The organism is Ruegeria sp. CDSA241 (assembly GCF_059611265.1).
This window is the reverse complement of sequence record NZ_JBXWPF010000014.1, coordinates 61979-80737: the sequence shown is the minus strand read 5'-3', so window position 1 is coordinate 80737 and position 18759 is coordinate 61979. Positions and strand designations below refer to the sequence as shown.

At 58.2% G+C, this 18759-nt stretch carries 17 protein-coding genes; 6 read left to right on the top strand and 11 right to left on the bottom strand.

Translation table 11 applies throughout. The features are described from left to right. Positions 1 to 62: 62 nt before the first annotated feature. On the bottom strand, positions 63 to 1040 hold the full coding sequence (meaB, locus tag AC2FJV_RS13745; protein ID WP_142638208.1) for a methylmalonyl Co-A mutase-associated GTPase MeaB: 978 nt from the start codon (positions 1038 to 1040) through the stop codon (positions 63 to 65). A 153-nt stretch (positions 1041 to 1193) separates the two neighbouring features. Here meaB and hrpB point away from each other — a divergent pair, with 153 nt between their 5' ends. The 3 genes from hrpB to AC2FJV_RS13730 all read left to right on the top strand — a co-directional run bounded on the left by hrpB (position 1194) and on the right by AC2FJV_RS13730 (position 5796). Next, positions 1194 to 3626: an ATP-dependent helicase HrpB gene (gene hrpB, locus AC2FJV_RS13740; RefSeq protein WP_496694236.1), complete on the top strand. Its 2433-nt coding sequence runs from the start codon at positions 1194 to 1196 to the stop codon at positions 3624 to 3626. Positions 3627 to 3765: 139 nt separating this feature from the next. Then, positions 3766 to 4224 (top strand): NUDIX hydrolase, encoded by a 459-nt coding sequence (locus AC2FJV_RS13735; protein ID WP_142638080.1) that lies wholly within the window; start codon positions 3766 to 3768, stop codon positions 4222 to 4224. A 93-nt stretch (positions 4225 to 4317) separates the two neighbouring features. After that, entirely contained in the window at positions 4318 to 5796 is a 1479-nt protein-coding gene (locus AC2FJV_RS13730) for an inorganic phosphate transporter (protein ID WP_496713945.1), read from the top strand. A 4-nt stretch (positions 5797 to 5800) separates the two neighbouring features. Here the strand turns inward: AC2FJV_RS13730 and AC2FJV_RS13725 are convergent, their stop codons facing one another. From AC2FJV_RS13725 to AC2FJV_RS13700, 6 genes are all read right to left on the bottom strand, one after another. Further along, positions 5801 to 6766, bottom strand: coding sequence for a 2-dehydropantoate 2-reductase (locus AC2FJV_RS13725; RefSeq protein ID WP_496713944.1), 966 nt, complete (start codon positions 6764 to 6766; stop codon positions 5801 to 5803). 67 nt (positions 6767 to 6833) lie between these two features. Continuing rightward, the gene (locus tag AC2FJV_RS13720; RefSeq protein ID WP_496692860.1) at positions 6834 to 7796 is read right to left on the bottom strand and encodes a pirin family protein; all 963 of its coding nucleotides are present in this window, start codon (positions 7794 to 7796) and stop codon (positions 6834 to 6836) included. Between the two features lie 309 nt (positions 7797 to 8105). Further along, the gene (locus AC2FJV_RS13715; protein ID WP_496692861.1) at positions 8106 to 8447 is read right to left on the bottom strand and encodes a 5-carboxymethyl-2-hydroxymuconate Delta-isomerase; all 342 of its coding nucleotides are present in this window, start codon (positions 8445 to 8447) and stop codon (positions 8106 to 8108) included. A 57-nt stretch (positions 8448 to 8504) separates the two neighbouring features. Continuing rightward, positions 8505 to 9431 carry an ornithine carbamoyltransferase gene (gene argF, locus AC2FJV_RS13710; protein WP_271950442.1) on the bottom strand — a complete coding sequence of 309 codons (927 nt, stop codon included), beginning with the start codon at positions 9429 to 9431 and terminating at the stop codon, positions 8505 to 8507. 28 nt (positions 9432 to 9459) lie between these two features. Then, positions 9460 to 10647: an aspartate aminotransferase family protein gene (locus AC2FJV_RS13705; RefSeq protein WP_496713943.1), complete on the bottom strand. Its 1188-nt coding sequence runs from the start codon at positions 10645 to 10647 to the stop codon at positions 9460 to 9462. A 239-nt stretch (positions 10648 to 10886) separates the two neighbouring features. After that, a complete protein-coding gene (locus AC2FJV_RS13700) occupies positions 10887 to 11144 on the bottom strand; it encodes a zinc ribbon domain-containing protein (protein WP_496704014.1) in 258 nt (85 codons plus the stop codon). A 61-nt stretch (positions 11145 to 11205) separates the two neighbouring features. Here AC2FJV_RS13700 and AC2FJV_RS13695 point away from each other — a divergent pair, with 61 nt between their 5' ends. Continuing rightward, positions 11206 to 11583: a MerR family transcriptional regulator gene (locus tag AC2FJV_RS13695; RefSeq protein ID WP_246097248.1), complete on the top strand. Its 378-nt coding sequence runs from the start codon at positions 11206 to 11208 to the stop codon at positions 11581 to 11583. A 47-nt stretch (positions 11584 to 11630) separates the two neighbouring features. After that, complete coding sequence (locus AC2FJV_RS13690; RefSeq protein WP_142638064.1) at positions 11631 to 12524, top strand: DMT family transporter; 894 nt, start codon at positions 11631 to 11633, stop codon at positions 12522 to 12524. On the opposite strand, the gene AC2FJV_RS13685 is transcribed toward AC2FJV_RS13690, so the two are convergent. Then, positions 12506 to 13309, bottom strand: coding sequence for an ABC transporter permease (locus AC2FJV_RS13685; protein ID WP_142638062.1), 804 nt, complete (start codon positions 13307 to 13309; stop codon positions 12506 to 12508). The genes AC2FJV_RS13690 and AC2FJV_RS13685 overlap by 19 nt on opposite strands. A gap of 126 nt (positions 13310 to 13435) precedes the next feature. Here AC2FJV_RS13685 and AC2FJV_RS13680 point away from each other — a divergent pair, with 126 nt between their 5' ends. After that, a complete protein-coding gene (locus AC2FJV_RS13680) occupies positions 13436 to 14011 on the top strand; it encodes a GcrA family cell cycle regulator (protein ID WP_496713942.1) in 576 nt (191 codons plus the stop codon). Positions 14012 to 14180: 169 nt separating this feature from the next. On the opposite strand, the gene AC2FJV_RS13675 is transcribed toward AC2FJV_RS13680, so the two are convergent. From AC2FJV_RS13675 to AC2FJV_RS13665, 3 genes are all read right to left on the bottom strand, one after another. Then, a complete protein-coding gene (locus tag AC2FJV_RS13675; protein WP_496713941.1) occupies positions 14181 to 15200 on the bottom strand; it encodes a Hint domain-containing protein in 1020 nt (339 codons plus the stop codon). 124 nt (positions 15201 to 15324) lie between these two features. Then, the gene (locus tag AC2FJV_RS13670; RefSeq protein WP_142638056.1) at positions 15325 to 16401 is read right to left on the bottom strand and encodes a T6SS phospholipase effector Tle1-like catalytic domain-containing protein; all 1077 of its coding nucleotides are present in this window, start codon (positions 16399 to 16401) and stop codon (positions 15325 to 15327) included. After that, positions 16379 to 18670: a xanthine dehydrogenase family protein molybdopterin-binding subunit gene (locus AC2FJV_RS13665; RefSeq protein ID WP_496713940.1), complete on the bottom strand. Its 2292-nt coding sequence runs from the start codon at positions 18668 to 18670 to the stop codon at positions 16379 to 16381. The genes AC2FJV_RS13670 and AC2FJV_RS13665 overlap by 23 nt, the downstream gene beginning before the upstream one ends. Between the last annotated feature and the right edge of the window lie 89 nt (positions 18671 to 18759).

Sequence of the window (18759 nt, the reverse complement as noted above, 5' to 3'; positions counted from 1 at the left end):
TGGGCGATATTCCACCGATCCGAAATCAGAAAGAGAATGAGATCAAAGGCTTGAATAAGGCCTTAGCCAGCGACTAAAGCAGACAACATATGTTCCGCCGCAACCGACGGACTGAGCTGACCAGTGCTGACCTGCGAGCCCAGACGCTCCATTTCCGAGCGCGCTTGTGGAGTCGCCAGACGCGCCAGAAGGGCAGACCGAACCTCTTGTTCGAACCAATATTGTGCTTGCGTGGCGCGGTTGACCTCCCAGTGGCCATTTTCACGGCGCCATTTGCTGAGGGACTGCATCTCCTCCCAGGCTTGAGCCAGCCCATGTTCCTCGACCGCTGAGACAGTCATCGCCTTGGGAAACCCTTCCGGGTCCTGGGGTCGTTTACGCAACAGACGCAGCGCCCCGGAATAGTCGGCGCAGGTGCGAGTGGCGGCAGATTTCAGGTCACCATCCGCCTTGTTGACCAAGATCATGTCGGCCATTTCCATGATACCGCGCTTGACGCCTTGCAGTTCGTCACCGCCCGCCGGGGCAAGCAACAGCATAAACAGATCCGACAACTCGGAGACAACCGTCTCCGATTGCCCGACACCAACCGTTTCGATCAAAACAACATCGAACCCAGCGGCCTCACATAAAGCGATGGCCTCACGTGTGCGGCGGGCAACGCCGCCCAGATGCGACTGGCTGGGTGATGGACGGATAAAGGCGTTTTTCTCGCGGCTCAGGCGTTCCATCCGGGTCTTGTCCCCCAGAATGGACCCGCCCGACCGAGTCGAACTGGGATCAACTGCAAGAACCGCAACGCGCAGCCCCTGCCCTGTCAGCATCATGCCAAAGCTTTCGATGAACGTGGACTTGCCGACGCCGGGCGTCCCTGACAATCCGATCCGCAGGGCCTGGCGGCCTTCTTTGGTCAATCTGGTCAGCAGTTCCGTCGCCTGCGCACGATGATCGGCGCGACCGCTTTCCACCAGCGTGATACCACGGGCCAGCGCGCGCCGGTCTCCGTTCAAAATCCTGTCACTCAGGCTGTCCAGTTCCATTTCGCCCCCAATCAGTTGCGGCAGTTCTAGTTGCCGTCCCAATGAGGGATTTGTCCAGACCAGAGGGTACAAGAATTTACCTCTGGGATATGCGCTCTCCGGGTATAAGAGACGGAACTGGACCTTGTCGTACCGTTGGCGGATAAAGCCCGCATGATACGCCTGCCCATCGACGACGCCATTCCTGACCTTCTTGCCGCCCTAAAGGCTTCGGGCCGCGCAGTGCTGCAGGCGCCTCCGGGCGCGGGGAAAACAACACGAGTGCCGCTGGCGATACTCGAGGCGGGGCTATGCGATGGCAAGATCGTGATGCTGGAACCCCGCCGCTTGGCGGCCCGGGCTGCTGCTGAGCGCATGGCCGATACGCTGGGACAGCGCGTGGGCGACACAGTTGGTTATCGCGTGCGAGGCGAGGCGAAGGTATCGAAATCGACCCGGATCGAGGTCGTCACCGAAGGTATCCTGACCCGGATGCTGCAAGTCAAACCCGATCTGCCCGGCATTAGTGCGGTGATTTTCGATGAATTCCATGAACGTTCCCTGAACGCGGATCTCGGCCTGGCCTTGTGCCTTGAGGTCGCCGGGGCATTGCGGGACGATCTGATCCTGCTGGCAATGTCGGCAACGCTAGACGCTGAGCCTGTGGGACGGTTGATGGAGGCCCCCGTTGTTACGTCCCAAGGGCGCAGCTACCCGGTCGAAACACGTTGGCTGGACCGACCGCTAGGACATCAGGCGCGAAAGCTGGACGCATTGGTCGATCTTGTGGTTCAGGCCGAGCGCGAAACAGAAGGTGGGATGTTGGTGTTCCTGCCCGGAGAAGGCGAAATCCGCCGGGCAGAGGCCGCCTTGGCTGGCCGGTTATCCAGCAAAGCTACGGTGCGACCACTATTCGGCGCGATGCCTTTTGCTGCCCAGCGCCAAGCGATTGCACCGGTCGAAACCGGTCGCAAAGTGGTTTTGGCTACGTCCATTGCCGAAACCTCGTTGACCATTCCAGACATTCGCGTGGTCTTGGACATGGGACAGGCTCGGCGGGCGCGTTTCGATCCGGGTTCGGGTATGTCCAGACTAGTGACCGAGCGGGTGACGCGCGCCGAGGCAACGCAGCGCGCTGGCCGCGCTGGTCGTGTCGCCGAAGGCAAGTGCTATCGCTTATGGTCGAAGGGCGAAGAAGGCGCGCTGGCCGCCTATCCCCCGGCCGAGATCGAGGCAACCGACCTGACCGGCCTGGCGCTGGAACTGGCACTTTGGGGGGCGGACCCCGAAGAACTGTCTTTCCTGACCCCTCCACCCGAGGGCACGATGGCAGAGGCCCGCACGTTGCTGACAATGCTGGGCGCGCTGGATGGAAAGGGGCGGATCACCGACCACGGGCGGTCACTGGCTGCGTTACCTCTGCACCCGCGACTGGGGCATATGCTGGAACAGGCAGGCCCCGGCGCTGCGCCCTTGGCCGCCCTGATGGCCGAACGCGACCCTCTGCGCGGTGCGCCGGTGGATATGCTGCTCCGGCTCGAAGCCATACGGGATGTGCGCGCCTTTCAGTGTAACCGTGTCTGGCAGGTCAACATTGGTGCGTTGGAACGGATAAAGACCGAGGCCAAGCGACTGCGATCCAAAGGCACCCCATCCGACTTCAGCCCAGCGGCAACAGCCGCACTCGCCTATCCCGATCGCATTGGACAACGGCGCAAAGGGGATGAGCCGCGTTATGTGTTGTCAGGAGGGAAGGGTGTTGTGCTGGATGGCAGCGATACGCTGGCTGCCGCGCCTTACCTGGTTGTGACCGATACCGATGGCAACCCCCGCGAAGCAAAGGTGCGCATGGCCGCACAGATCTCGGAAAAGGAAATTCGTGACTTGTTCGAGGATCAGATCACCTGGATCGAGGTCTGCGACTGGTCAAAACGTGACCGCCGTGTCGTTGCGCGCAAACAAGAACGGCTCGGCGCAATCACGTTGAGTGATCGTGTTTGGAAAGAGGTTCCGGACGAAGCAGTTGCATTGGCGATGCTGGATGGCGTCCGTGATCTTGGCCTGCGATTGAACGGGGCCGCTGCGCGATTGGCGGCACGGGTGGAACTGGTCCGGACCGAAGGCGCAGAGCTGCCTGATTTCTCGATCGAGGGGTTGACCGACACGCTGCAAGACTGGCTGTTGCCGATGCTTTCCGGCGTCCGCAATGCTGAAGACTGGAAACGGTTCGACCTGTTGCCAGCGTTGCGCGCCCGACTGGACTGGGCCCAGACGCAGGAACTGGACCGGCGCGCTCCAGGGTCGTTTGAAACTCCTCTGGGGCGAAAGGTGCCGATAGATTATGGCGGTGCAGTACCGGAAATCTCGGTGCGGCTGCAGGAACTGTTTGGCGTCACGCGCCATCCGGTCATTGGCGGTGAGGCCCTCAAGATCACGCTTCTTTCACCGGCCCAACGACCCATCCAGATCACGCGCGACTTGCCCGGTTTCTGGGCTGGGTCATACGCGGATGTGCGCAAAGACATGCGCGCGCAATATCCCAGACACCCTTGGCCCGAAGATCCGACCAAGGCCGACCCCACCTTGCGCGCAAAACGTCGAAATTAGGCAGCCGTCGGGAATTTTCGTCGAAAATTCTTGGCATGAAGATGCGGAAAGCACGGAGATTCCGGGCGTTCATTGAAGATTATCTGTTTCATTGCTATGTGGGCTGCTCAGGTAAAACCCGGGTTCGCGAACGACAAACATGACAAAATGGCTGCGAAATATTTGGGAAGAGGTCGCCCGGCCTCTGTTCCTGCGCCCCCATCGGGTGCAGTTTGGCGCCTTGTGCACCCGCGAAACACAGGACGGGTTGCAGGTTCTTTTGATCACCAGCCGGGACACCGGACGCTGGATCATCCCCAAAGGTTGGCCGATTGATGGCCTGGATGGCGCCGAGGCTGCCCGGCAAGAGGCCTGGGAAGAAGCCGGCGTGCGCGCCCAATCCCTATCCAAAGACCCTGTTGGGCAATATACTTATGACAAGATCCTGAAAGACGGGGCCAGCCAGACTGTGGTGACCAATGTCTATCGGATCGAAGTGCAGGAACTGGCCGATATCTACCCCGAGGCCGAGGAAAGGACCCGCGAGTGGGTTTCGCCCGTGATAGCGGCCAAACGTGTTCAGGAACCCGAACTGCGCGCTTTGCTGCTGCAGCTGTGACACCTCCACAAAAAGTGATGACGCCACGGTTGCCCGTCTGAGCGAAACCGTATAGCCGCGGGTGTTCTTTTGGAAGCCGCCCGCAATAGCCTGATGTCGAACCCAAGCTCCAAACCCCGTTGGCAATCGCTGGACAGCGATCTGGCGCGCATCTCGCGCGTTGAGTATGCCAATGCCCATGTGGCACGCCCCATGCTGGCGCCGGGTATCGCCTTCGCCTTTATTGCGCTGGCCGGGCTGACGGCCGCAGTGGTTTTTGGGCGGGCTGATGGCGGGTTGATCGTTGTCGCGGCAGCGGGTTTTGGGGCCTATATGGCCATCAATATCGGCGCAAATGACGTTGCCAATAACATGGGCCCCGCTGTCGGGGCCAACGCGCTGACCATGACCGGCGCAATCGTCATCGCCGCCATCGCAGAAAGCGCGGGGGCCTTGCTGGCAGGTGGGGATGTCGTGTCGACGATTTCGAAAGGGATTATAGACCCGGCATCGGTTCACGATAGCACCGTCTTTATCTGGGCGATGATGGCGGCCCTGATTTCTTCGGCCATGTGGGTCAACTTGGCCACCTGGGTCGGCGCGCCGGTGTCGACCACACACTCTGTCGTGGGGGGCGTCATGGGTGCGGGCGTCGCAGCAGCTGGCCTAAGCGCGGTCAGTTGGACCACGATGAGCGCCATTGCCGCCAGTTGGATCATCTCTCCTGTGTTAGGTGGAACTATTGCCGCTGGCTTTCTGGCTTTGATCAATGCCAAAATTCAGTATCAGGAAGACAAGATCGCCGCTGCCCGCCGTTGGGTGCCGATACTCGTTGCTGTCATGGCTGGTGCCTTTACCACCTATTTGGCCGTCAAAGGCCTGAACAAGCTGGTCAAAGTTGAGCTTGAAGTCGCTTTGCTGTTCGGTCTGGCCACCGGATTTCTGACATGGCTGGTGACAGTCCCTTGGGTGCATCGCAGATCAGAAGGACTAGAAAACAGAACGAAGTCTCTGAAAACGCTGTTTGGGCTACCACTTATTATTTCAGCAACATTTCTTAGCTTTGCCCACGGCGCCAATGACGTGGCAAATGCGGTTGGTCCGTTGGCGGCAATCGTGCATACGGCGCAGTTCGGGGATTTCGCTGCACAAGTCGCAATTCCAACCTGGGTGATGGTGATCGGAGCGCTGGGAATTTCCTTTGGGCTGTTCCTGTTTGGCCCAAAATTGATCAGGATGGTCGGCAGTCAGATCACCAAGCTCAACCCAATGCGCGCATTCTGTGTCGCCCTTTCTGCGGCGATCACTGTGATCCTGGCCAGTTGGCTGGGCCTGCCCGTCAGTTCCACCCATATCGCAGTGGGAGCGGTCTTCGGAGTGGGCTTCTATCGCGAATGGCATGCCGAGCGGCGCAGAAAGAACGCGAACCACCAACGCCTGCCCGAACGGCGCCAGGCACAGGAAGAGAAAAAACGCCGGAAACTCGTCCGTCGCTCGCATTTCATGACGATCGTGGCTGCCTGGATCATAACGGTCCCCGCTACCGCAGTGTTATCAGCCGCTATCTTCTGGACACTGACGGCTTTTCTCTAGCCCATCAGATTCGGAGTTGCTCGGGAGTAAGCGGGGATTTTGGGTTCTGTGCAATCTTTTCGCGAACCTGCGCGCAGATTGGGGTCGCAATGCCGTGCCGCTCGCCCAAACGGATGATCTCGCCTTGCAGACTGTCGATTTCCGTTGGGCGCCCTGCCATCAAGTCATAGGCCATAGAGGTGCGCGCCGAGGAGTCAATGGTCAGCATCCGGGAGGCAACCCGCGAAAACAAGGGCGTCGGCAGGCGCAGGATATACGGTGTCATCCATGCAGGCAGCGGCGTCATTGACACAATCGGTTGGCCGGCGGAGTGCAGCACGGTCAGAGCCTCGGACATCTGATCTGCCATCAGTTGGCGCCAGTTGCGGTCCAGCAACTGCTGTTTCAACGTCAACCCGGACAGCGCATTCAGCGCGTTATTGAGATTGATCACCAGCTTGCCCCATTGGACGGCTTCGATCTGGTCACTCTCTGACACCGGTAGGTCGGGGCCAGTCAGCTTTGCGCCCAAATCGCCGAGGCCGGATTGGATAACGATTTCACCAGAAGTCGCGCGATGAAATCCGCCAGTATCTGTTGGTACGACGTTGAACGGCACCATACCGGCGCGGACATCGTGGTGCGGAAGCATCGTATGTAAGGTGCCTGCATTTTCCAACCCGTTCTGCCAGGAAAGGATCACAGCCTTTGGTGCATATTTTCCGATTTGCTTCGCCATCTCTTCCGTCGCGCCGGTCTTTACCGTGACAATGACTATTTCAGCATCACTCAGTTCCGCCGGATCTTCGGTCAGGGACAGGTTGGTCACATGACACCGCAGGCCTGAAAAATCTGTGACCATCAGCCCCTTATCCCGGATCGGGTCGAGAATTCGTGCCCGCCCCAACAGGGTGACATCGTGACCGGATCGGGCCAGCAAAGCCCCGCAGTAACATCCAATGCTGCCCGCCCCCGCGATTGCGATCCTCATGACGCCCCTCCCCTTCGGTCAAAGATTGCCGCGATCCGCCTGTCAGACAAGGCCAGCTGACGCCAGGTCAGCGCGCGCGCCTCGGACGGGTGCGTTCAAGGTCTTCTGAAATCGGGATGAAGTCTTGATCGTCCCCCGGAGGCAGTTGAAAAGCCCCTTTGGCCCAGTCCGCCGTTTTCCATTCGCGGGTGGCTGCTTCTATCTTTTCCTTTGAGGACGACACGAAGTTCCACCAGATATAACGATCCTCATTCAACGTCGCACCTCCAAGCAACATTAGCCGCGCACCCTGCGGCCCTGCCTGAACGGAAAGGCGATCCCTTGGCCGAAACACCATCATACGACCTTGGGTGAACTGATCGCCGGCGATCTCAACCGTTCCTTCCGTCACATAAACACCGCGGTCTTCTTGATCATCAGGCAAAGGAAAAGAGGCCCCGGGGGCAAGCTGCACGTCCAGATAGAAGGTTTCAGACAGTGTCGTGACCGGGCTGCTTTCACCATAAGCCGAGCCAAGGATGAGACGAGCGCTGACCCCAGCATCCTGAATATGGGGCAGCGCAGATTGTTTATGATGTTCGAAATCCGGTGCAATATCTTCCTGTTCCTCTGGCAGCGCGATCCAGGTCTGAATGCCAAAAAGACTGTGTCTTTTGCTGCGCGTTTCCTTGCTGGTGCGTTCAGAATGGGTTACGCCACGTCCTGCAATCATCCAGTTGACCTCACCGGGATAGATCATCTGATGGGTGCCCAAGCTATCACGATGCTCAAATTCCCCTTTATACAGGTAGGTGACCGTGCCCAACCCGATATGAGGGTGTGGCCGAACGTCTATACCGCCTTCTGTGATGAATTCTGCAGGGCCGACCTGGTCAAAGAAAATGAACGGGCCAACAAGCTGTCGTTTGACCGAGGGTAGCGCGCGGCGCACCTCGAACCCACCCAGATCACGTGCACGAGGAATGATCAGTGCCTCTAAAGACGGGTTCTCAGTCAAACGATCGGGGTTGTGAGACGGGTTCCAGCTCATTCCAGTTTCTCCCTTTTTCGGCAGGCAACGGTTCGCCCCTGCAAGATGCAGGCCGCTGCACCTGAAAGAAACCTCAATAATTGCACAACTCCGGTGGATTTTTGTCCGTTATGACATATCATTAATGTTATTACATAACAATTCTAACAGAAATTCCACCTGAGAAAAGAACCATCCAGACAGCTCGCTATCCGATCACCTGTTTGACGGGGAATGCAGGGCATTTTTGCTGCCCTGCAAAGGAATGTTGCTTGCGGCCAAAGAAGGTGTCAGTCGCCGTGCTTCAGATAGACAAATTGCCAAACACAATCACGCCAGGCGTTTGGCATAAGACGCACGGTTCAGTTCGACCTCTTGCACCGTGATGCTGCCAACCTCGGGCATGGCAACAGTCAGAACATCCAAAACGGTAGCGTTCAGTTCAGCTCGCGTGGCCTCATCCCGGCCCTGCATCAATAAAAGCGTCGCATGGACAAAGGTCTGCGGTTCGGTCCCGATCCGAAAATAGGTGACCGGATTGGCACGGATCTTAAGGGCCGGTGCATCAAACTCAGCATGTTCAGAAAGCACCGCAAACAACTTCTCGCAGACCGCATGGAAATCATGTTTCTCTTCAAGGCCCTGAGAGAATTCGAGGACTATATGGGGCATTGTGCACTCCGGAAATCATGAGAGAGCACGCGGCTCTCTCTTGCCATTTTCATGTGTTCAGACACCCAGACACCAACGCATAACGGCCTTCTGGGCGTGCAGTCGGTTTTCGGCCTCGTCAAAAATGACCGAGTTCGGCCCATCCATGACATCGGATGTCGCTTCTTCTTCGCGGTGCGCAGGAAGGCAATGCATGAACAGCGCATCGGGTTTGGCATGGGCCATCAATTCAGCGTTTACCTGATAAGGACGCAGCAGGTTGTGGCGCCGTTCTTTCGCGGATTGAGAGTCGTGCATCGAAACCCAGGTATCGGCGACAACCAGATCGGCCCCATCTACAGCCTTGTAGGGGTCCCGTTCCACAACAATCTTGGACCCTTTTTGACGGGCAAAACCCATGAAATCCTCTTCGGGGTCGAATTGCGCCGGGCCCGTAAAAGTCAGATCAAACCCGAACTGGCCCGCCGCGTGAAGGAACGAGGCACACACATTGTTACCATCGCCAGTCCAAACGACTTTCTTCCCGGCGATCGGGCCACGGTGCTCTTCGAACGTCAGAACATCGGCCATGATTTGACAAGGATGGGTGCGATCGGTCAGGCCGTTGATCACCGGCACGTCCGAGTATTCCGCCATTTCGGTTAGGATGGTTTCGTCAAATGTCCGGATCATGATCATATCGACATAGCGCGACAGCACGCGGGCGGTGTCTGCGATGGTTTCGCCGTGGCCCAACTGCATGTCCTTGCCCGAAAGGACCATCGTCTGACCACCCATCTGGCGCACGCCCACATCAAAAGACACGCGCGTCCGGGTTGACGGTTTTTCAAAGATCAGGGCGACCATGCGGTCTTTGAGTGCCAATTCGTCATCCGGTGCCGCCTTTGGCTGCCCCAGACGCGCCTGCTTCATGGCAGCAGCCTGGTCGATCATGCCCCGCAAAGCGGCGGCATTGGTTTTGTGAATGTCGAGGAAGTGCTTCATGTCGTTTCGCTTTTCTAATCGGGTGGGCTCAGGCAGACGCCAGATTGCTTTCGACCTGCGCGGCCGTTTTCTCCAGACGAATAACCGCCTGTGCAATGTCGTCCTCTGTCAGGGTCAAAGGCGGCAATAGGCGGATCACATTGTCAGCGGCGGGAACGGTGATGAGGCCGTTATCATATCCCGCATTCACCACGTCCAAGTTGGTCGCCTTGCATTTCAGACCCAGCATGAGCCCTGCGCCGCGCACCTCTTCGAACACCTCCGGATGATTTGCAATCAATCCTTCGAGCTTCTGGCGCAACATGCCCGCCTTGCGATTGACCCCGTCCAGAAAGGCGGGGGTTGCAACCTGGTCGATCACCGCGCAGCCCACCGCGCAACCGAGAGGGTTGCCGCCATAGGTCGACCCGTGCGTACCTGCCGTCATGCCGCTGGCCGCGTCTTCGGTGGCCAGCACCGCACCCAGAGGGAACCCTCCACCGATGCCCTTGGCGACCATCATGATGTCAGGCGTGATGCCCGCCCATTCATGGGCAAAAAGTTTACCGGTACGCCCAACGCCGCATTGGACCTCGTCGAGGATCAGCAATAGGCCATTGTCGTTGCAGATCTGACGCAGCGCTTTGAGCTCGGCATCGGGGACGGGGCGAATACCGCCCTCGCCCTGAATGGGTTCGATCAAGATCGCCGCGGTCTTGTCCGAGATCGCATTGGTGACGCCGTCAAGATCACCAAATGTCAGGTGTACAAAGCCGGGCAGCAGCGGGCCAAAGCCTTTGGTCATCTTCTCGGACCCCGCAGCGGCAATGCCTGCCGAGGACCGACCGTGAAACGAACCGTCAAAGGTGATGATGTCGACCCGATCGGGCTGATTTTTATCGTAGAAATATTTGCGTGCCATTTTCACAGCCAGCTCGCAGGCTTCCGTGCCTGAATTGGTAAAGAACACCGTGTCGGCAAAGGTATGTTCAACCAGCTTATCAGCCAGCGCCTGCTGCTGAGGGATATTATAAAGGTTCGACACATGCCACAGCGCGTGGGCCTGTTCCGTTAGCGCGTTCACCAGCGCCGGATGCGCATGGCCCAGTGCATTCACCGCAATCCCCGCGCCCATATCCAGAAAACGTCGGCCATCCGCCTCGGTCAGCCAAGCGCCTTCGCCCTTCACAAAGGTCAGGGGCGCACGATTATAGGTCGGCAGAACGGACGGGATCATCGGATCATCCTTTTCGATATGTTGAGCCCCGTGAGTGATACACGAGAGCCATGTTCGTCAACTGATTTGGTGGGAGATGCGCCGATTTGGACAGCGCAAAAGGATCAAACGGGCCGGTTACGCGGCAAAGCGTCGGCGTCGAAGTCGCAGGATATCAGCGTGTTTGATCATGGATGCCGTATAGCGCCGAAGATTTGCGATGAAAAGGGCTTTGTTGCTGCAACGCTGCAACCCCCGTATCAGCCTTCGCTCCAGCGGTCTAATCGACCCATGCCGCGCGTAAAAGCCCAGGCCAGAATACGGGGCATGCCCTTGTTCACCAGCGCATCCAGACAATGGGACTGAAATTCCTCGAACGAGGCATCGGGATGTCGAAACGCACCGTCCGCATAACAGAGTGAACAATACCGCGTGCTGCGGGTTCCGTCCGCTTCGCTGCCGCCCCCTTCGGTATCCTTGCTAAGAGGCATGCCGCAGCTTTGACATTTGAATCCCATCATCTTTCCCCTTGCAGGCTTTGACCACGAGCCATAAGATCAAAACCATAGAGTATAGTCAATGGTTTTACAGATGCGTATCGGAGAACTGTCCCGCCGAAGCGGGCTGCCCCGCGACACATTGCGGTTTTACGAACGGCACGGATTGATTGCCTCGCGCCCCGGGCCAGAAGCGACAAACAGCTATCGCGACTACCCGGATGACACGCTGATCACGCTGGAACAGATCGGCGATGCACAGGCGGCGGGGATCAGTATCGCCCAACTTGCAACTCTGCTGGGGCAACTTGGTGCGGCTGATCCCGAAACCTTTGACGGCGTAGCATTTCTTCAGGAACGGATCGAAGAGGTTGAGGCGCGGATCGGGCGCGCAAATCGTTTTCTGGACAGCTTGCGACAGGCCAAACAGGCTCTTGCAACACCGTCGGGACAGCCCTGACCGTTTTACCCCTTGCCTTTCGTCCACCCGTACATCACCGCTTACGCATGTTCGTTCCCAAAGCGCATAACCCGCCCCTTGCGGCACTGTTGATTTTTGTCGCCAGTGCATTCCTTGCGGCAACCACCCTGCTGGCCAAAGCTTTGGGGACAGATACGCTAGGTGCTCCTTTGCACCCAATGCAGATCAGCCACGGGCGGTTTCTATTCGCCTTCCTGGTCATCGTTTCGGCAGTGGGCATCATGCGCCCTACCCTGCGGCGGCCCCATTGGGGGCTGCATATCGGTAGGACAAGCTTTGGCTGGCTGGGAATCACGCTGATGTTTGCATCGGTCGCGTTCATACCGATGGCGGATGCGACGGCGATTTCGTTCTTGAACCCGGTCTTTGCGATGGTTCTGGCCATTCCCTTGCTGAAAGAAGGCGTCGGCCCCTGGCGCTGGCTGGCGGCGGCGGTGGCCCTGATCGGGGCTATGGTTCTGCTGCGCCCGACACCTGCGAGCTTCCAACCTGCGGCGTTACTGGCGCTGGCGGCGGCGGTCGTCATCGGGATGGAGCTGATCTTTATCAAAAAGCTGTCAGGGCGAGAGAGCCCGATCCAAATTCTATTGGTGAACAACGCTATGGGCCTGACTATCGCGTCGGTCGCGGTGAGTTTCGTGTTTCAGATGCCCAGCCCGGCGCAATGGGCGGCCCTTGCGGGGATCGGCGCATTGATGGCTTGCGCACAGGCCTGTTTCGTTAACGGCATGGCGCGGGCAGATGCGTCTTTCGTAGCGCCGATAAGCTATGCGACACTGCTGTTCGCTGCGCTATATGATTTTGCGATATTCGATGTGGTCCCCGACGCGGTCAGCCTGATTGGATCTGCCATCATCTTGGCCGGAGGGCTGATTCTTGTGTGGCGCGAGGCGCGGCACCGTCAGGCCTTGAGCCGATAGCCCGTTCGCAGCATCTGCCAGGTCAGTGCACCGACCACCAGTGTTGCAGCCGTGCAGATCAACATCCCAAGGTAGGGCGAGCTGTCCGAAACCCCAATCATACCGTAGCGCAGCCCGTCGATCAGATAGAAAACCGGGTTGGCGTGGCTTAGCCGGTACAAAACCGGCGGCAATGCCTCGACCGAGTAAAAGGTGCCAGAAAGAAACGCCAAAGGCGTGACGATGAAGTTGGTAATCGCAGCCATCTGGTCGAACTTATTGGCGAATATCCCGGCAAAAAGGCCCAGCGCGCCCATAAAGGCCCCTCCCAGCACTACAAAGATCATGGCGATCAGTGGGTTCTGCGGGACAATACCCAGCACCAGCGCCAGCGCGGTTGCAACGACAACAGCGATCAGAAAGCCACGGGCAATGCCGCCCGCAAGGTATCCCAGCAGAATCTCTAACGGCGAAAGCGGCGGCATAAGGGTATCGACGATGTTGCCCTGTACTTTCGAGATCACCATCGAGGACGAAGTATTGGCAAACGCATTCTGGATCACCGTCATCATCATGATGCCCGGCGCCAGAAAGGTCAAAAATGGCACGCCCATCACATCAGACCGGCTGGGCCCGATAGCGATGTTGAAGATCAGCAGAAACAGCCCCGCAGTCACCAGCGGTGCCAAAAGTGTCTGCGTCCACACCGCCATAAACCGCAAAGTTTCCCGCCGGGCCAGCGTATAGAGACCCATCCAGTTCACCGCACCAAAGCGGCGTGCCTCCTGATCCATGAGATTCTGCATGATCTGCCCTCTACCTGATTCGAAGACCGCTTGTAACTCGGACCGCAGTGTTTAAAATAGGGGGCTGAGACGAATTCCCAAGGCGGCCCGAATCCGGGGCCGCTTTCCGCTTTTGAAAGGCAAATGATGTCCTGGACTGACGAGCGTGTAGAGCTGCTTAAAAAGATGTGGGGCGAGGGCCAGTCGGCCAGCCAGATCGCCAAGGAACTGGGCGGTGTGACCCGCAATGCGGTTATCGGCAAAGTCCACCGGCTGGGCCTGTCGAATCGCGCAACCGGCGCGACCCCCGCCAAGGCTGAGCCAAAGGAAAAACCATCGCCCGCGCCCAAGGCCGAGGCCAAGCCCAAACCCACGCCCAAGACGGAACCGGCACGTCCAGCCGCAGCGCCGGCAGCCGAGGCCAAGCCCGCTGTTCCGGCCCGCCGTCAGATCATCCCGGCCGGTCAACCGCTGCCGCCGCAACCTTCAGCGAACGAGATCAGCCCCGAGGCGCTGGCCAAGGTCAACGAGGTTGAGAAGAAAGCCAAAAAGCTGACGCTGATGGAACTGACCGAGAAGACCTGCAAATGGCCCGTCGGCGACCCCGCGACCGAGGATTTCTGGTTTTGCGGTCTGCCCGTTGAGGCAGGCAAACCTTATTGCGAAGCGCATGTGGGTGTGGCGTTCCAGCCTATGAGCTCACGTCGCGACCGGCGGCGGTAAGGCTTTGACGACGGCAGGCACCTAGCAACAGAACGCGGTGCCCGCAGCAGGCCGGAATGTAGGCAATACACCTGTTTTGGCTCTGCGTCATCTAAGAGCGATCACACTGGAATCGAAGAAGAGTCGTAATCTGCCAAAAGCGGCCGCCGGTTCCGTGCATGCCGAGCGATCAATCGCTTTTGCCGCCCCCCTCTGGGATTTTGTAGTTGGTCTTTTGCATCGGGGTTTCGACAAGATCGGGGAACAGCGTAAAAAGCTCTTCCATGGCTGCTGCCGGTAGAGATTTCAGTGCTTCATCGCCAAGCAAAAGGCTCTCGGTCGGGGCGCCATCTGCATAAATTACCTCATGTTCAGAAAACACCAGGTGGAAATAAGTAACTTCTGTAATTCTGTCGTCGACGTATATCCCCGGAAGCTCGACCAACTTTATAGCTGAGACCAGAACCTCGGGGCGCTCAAACATGCGCTTAACGATCGCCGAGGATATCAGCATCCGGTGCTGACGGGACACGAGCAGGTCGCGTCTGGGCAGGCCCTGCCCTAGCGCGCCAGCGCAAATGCGTACTGGGTAAAGCTTGGGATTGCGGCGCAAATCCCGCGCGCTGACATGTCGCCGAATGATTTGTGACAAAGGCTGCGTGCAACCATGATCCGTCAAGACACGATCACCTTGCTTCAAACTCTCGATCAGGACAGGGCCCTGATCGGTCGCAATCAACGTTCCTGCCGTAAGGCACGGTATGGTGCCCGGTGTCGGAGTGGTGTTCACCGTATAGGTTCCACCATTGTCGGTGGAAATAAGTGAATCTCCCGCCCCGGCCTCGCCGATAACCGTCGAGCTCATCCCATTGGCGGGGCCAGCTGTCGCCGTTATCGGGCCGGGGCTGGGGGGATCGCTGAAAGAGCTGAACTGATAAACCGTTGACCCGTCGGATAAAGAGATACCATTGGTTTTACCGAGCCCGGTAAAGGTGGCGGAACTGGCTGAGTCAATTACATAGACGTCCCGGCCTGCGACTGTCGTTGGGGTGATCCCATCAAGCGTGTTAGTGCTGCGGATAGATCCGTCAGAGTTGTAGATCGTAACAACAAGCCCAGAAACATCCGCACCCGCGTCAACAGCGACCTCGATAAAGTCCTGTGGTGGGCCTCCTAGGTACTTGAGTTCGGAAAAATATGGGTCTGCCATATGTCAATTCGCCTTTGTGTTCGGCGTGAGTATGATGATCCGATACTTGTTTCAATATATGAGTATTAGGGTCTCACTAACCAGTAAATGTTCCCAGTGATTTTTGTTCGCAGCTGGAACCGAATTACTGCGCTGGATGCGATGGCAAATCCAGCATTGGCACCCAACCGGGCAGTTCGTTTGGCGAAACCGAGACATGCAACCGCTCGGATCGGTCGCGGCCTACTTTGCGGTGCTTGCGCAGAAGGAAAATCTTACCCCAACCGCGCCATGTGCCGACCGAACGCGCATGAGGGTCGATCACAAAGCGGTCTCTCCATCCCTCCGGCAATGGCAGGCCGTGCAGCTCTGCCTTATCCAGCATCCAAACCAGCGAGATGTTGCTAAGAGGGCGGGCTTCTTCAAACCCGTTCAACTGGCCACCCACATCGCCATGGGTGCCTCGGAACCAGACTTGCTCGATATGGCCTTTAAAATCGGGAGTACATTTCCACAGGACCGGCTCGAATACCTCGCGCGTTTCATCCAGCGCCATCGCGTGGTAGCCGTGGCGCGTAGCGGGACCAAGCTGATGGTTGTGGAAGGCGTGGCGATCCTCGGCCCAACGCCAAAGCAGCGGTAGACGCAAGCCCAGCGCTTTTACTGTATCCCACACGCCGATCATTTCGATTGCAACATCTTCATGGCAGAACTGCCGGCGAAACGCAGCAGCAGCGCTACCATTGGCATTGCATTCATAGTGGCGGTAGGCCTGTTTGATATTCCTTACGGTCGCATGCTCGGCCTTGAGCAGGCCAATCATATCGATCACACCCGCAAGGCTGCGCACACCGTAGGCCCCACGTGAGTAGCCGATGAAATAGATACGGTCGCCGGGCTTATACCGCGAGGCCAGATAGCCATAGGCCCGGCGTATCTGGCGATTGATCCCCCGCCCCATCATCACATCCAACGAGGACTTCCAGCTTTCCCATTGCACGCCGGCCTCATAGAAGACGGATACCTTGCTTCCCATCTCGCAGCACAGCCGCAGCGCCTGCCCCGCATGAGTTTCATATCCGGGCTCAAGCGTCGACATGGTGCCGTCTAGAATGATGACATGGCTGACAGGTTCACGATGGCGCGTTTCGGCCGAATGCTCGGATCGCAGCGGCCGTCCAAGCCACCCCAGTACCTTTCTACTCAGCCGCGACAGTTGCATCGTTCAGCAGTTCCCATACTTTGTGCGGCGTAAAAGGCATATCGGCCTGCCGCACCCCGTGATCCCAGAGCGCATCTTGAACCGCATTTGCCACTGCAGCCAGCGCGCCCACGGTGCCGGCCTCTCCGCATCCTTTCATTCCCAACGGGTTAGAGGTTGACGGTACCGGCGCCGAGGTAAACTTAATCATGGGTATCTCGGCTGCGCGGGGCAAGGCGTAATCCATCAACGATGCCGTGAGCAGTTGCCCCTGCGCATCATGGACAACATGTTCGGACAGCGCCTGACCGATGCCTTGTGCGACACCGCCATGAACTTGCCCCTCGGCCAGCATCGGATTGATAAGATTACCGAAATCATCGACCACAGTATAGCGGTCTACCCATGTTTCGCCGGTACAAGGGTCAATCACGATTTCGGCAACATGTGCCCCGTTGGGATAGCTACGGTCGTCCAGCGTGATGCTTGACTGATGCTGCAACAAATCAACGCGCCCGTCGGCACGGGCCATATCCGCGGCCTCGGTCAAAGTGGGCGTCAGGTTTGATCCCGGCGCGCGGAAGGTTTCAAAATCAAAGCGCACGTCGCTTTCCTCCACCCCCATCTTATCTGCGAGATAGGGCGTGAATGCGGCAACCATGACGTCGATCGTGGCAAGCGTCGCTGTGCTTTGCACCGTAACTGATCGCGATCCCCCGGTTCCCCCACCATTCGGAAGCTGGTCGCTGTCACCTTGAACTACGGTGATGCAATCCAGGGGAACCCCGGTTTGGTCAGACAGGAACTGAGCATAGACCGTTTCGTGCCCCTGCCCGTTGGATTGGGTTCCCACAAAAAGTTTCAAGGTGCCATCCTCAACGAACTCTATCTTTGCGTTCTCGGAAGGGTCGCCCAAAATGCTTTCGATATAGTAACAAATCCCCTGCCCCCTGAACAAACCGCGTTCGGCATCGGCGCTCTTGCGGGCAGCAAAGCCGCCGGATTGCCTTTGGCCTTGGGACAGAACCATGTCGAAATCACCGACATCATATGTTTCGCCGGTCGCGGTCTTGTAAGGAAAGGCCTCGGGCCGGATGAAGTTCTTGCGCCTCAGATCCCAGGGATCGACGCCCAGCTCTCGGGCCGCGCGGTCGATGGCGCGTTCCAGGACATATATCGCCTCGGGCCGTCCTGCCCCGCGATAGGCGTCAACTTGCGTGGTATTGGTAAAGAACCCTTCGACCCGCAGATAGGTGGTTTGCACATCATAGGCGCCCATCAGCACTTTGCTGAAAAGGTTGGTCTGTATCGCCTGCCCGAAATGGCTGTTATAGGCGCCGAGATTCACCCTGCTGTGCACCCGATAGGCGATGATCCGGTGATCGCTGTCAAATGCCAGCTCGGCCAGCGAAGACAGGTCGCGGCCATGGTGATCGGACAACATTGCCTCAGAACGGTCAGACATCCAGTGAACAGGCTGGCCCAACTTCATCGCAGCTACGGCCACACAGAAATATTCGGGATAGGGCATGACCTTCATGCCAAACCCGCCGCCGACATCCGGGGTCGTGACGCGGATATCCTCGGGGTTGAGCATTAGCTTTTGCGCCAGCTGAACACGCATGGCCCAAACCCCCTGCCCGCCATAGGAAAAGTGCAACCGCCCATCAACCCAATGCGCCTGACAGCCCCGCGGTTCAATCGACGTGATGATAACTCGATTGTCGTCCACATTCAGTGCAACGGTATGAGCCGCCTGCTGAAACGCAGCAATAGTTGCCGCCTCATCGCCCAGCGCCCAGTCAAATGCCCGATTATCCGGAGTTTCCGCGTGCAGCGTTTCTCCGCCCACACACACGTCCAGTTTTACGGGCAAGTCAGAGGTTTCGACCCAGATCAGCTCGGCCGCATCGCGGGCCTGTAAGGCGGTGTCGGCAATGACTACAGCGACGGGTTCTCCGACAAACCGTATGCGATCCGCGGCCAGCATATGCCGGTCCGGCGCAGCGGCTTTCGAACCGTCTCGGTTATTCAGGATGGCCGCATTCATACACGTGTCGATCCCGGCGGCCTTCAGGTCGTCCAGCGTCATGATGAGCCGCACCCCTTGGGCCGCGCGCGCGTCATCCAGATCCAGCGCCCCAATCACCCCATGCGCCACCTGGGATCGCACGAATACCGCATGCAAAGCCCCGTGCGGCAGGACATCGTCCATATATTGCCCCTGCCCGGTCAGAAACCGCTGGTCCTCGATCCGTTTGACGGGCTGGCTTTTGCCAAACTTTTCCACCGCGCGCTCCTGTCTCTGCCTCTAGGCGACATTAGGCTGCGATGCATCATTGTCCATAGCCCCGGCGCTTGGCCCTTTCCCTTTTGCTA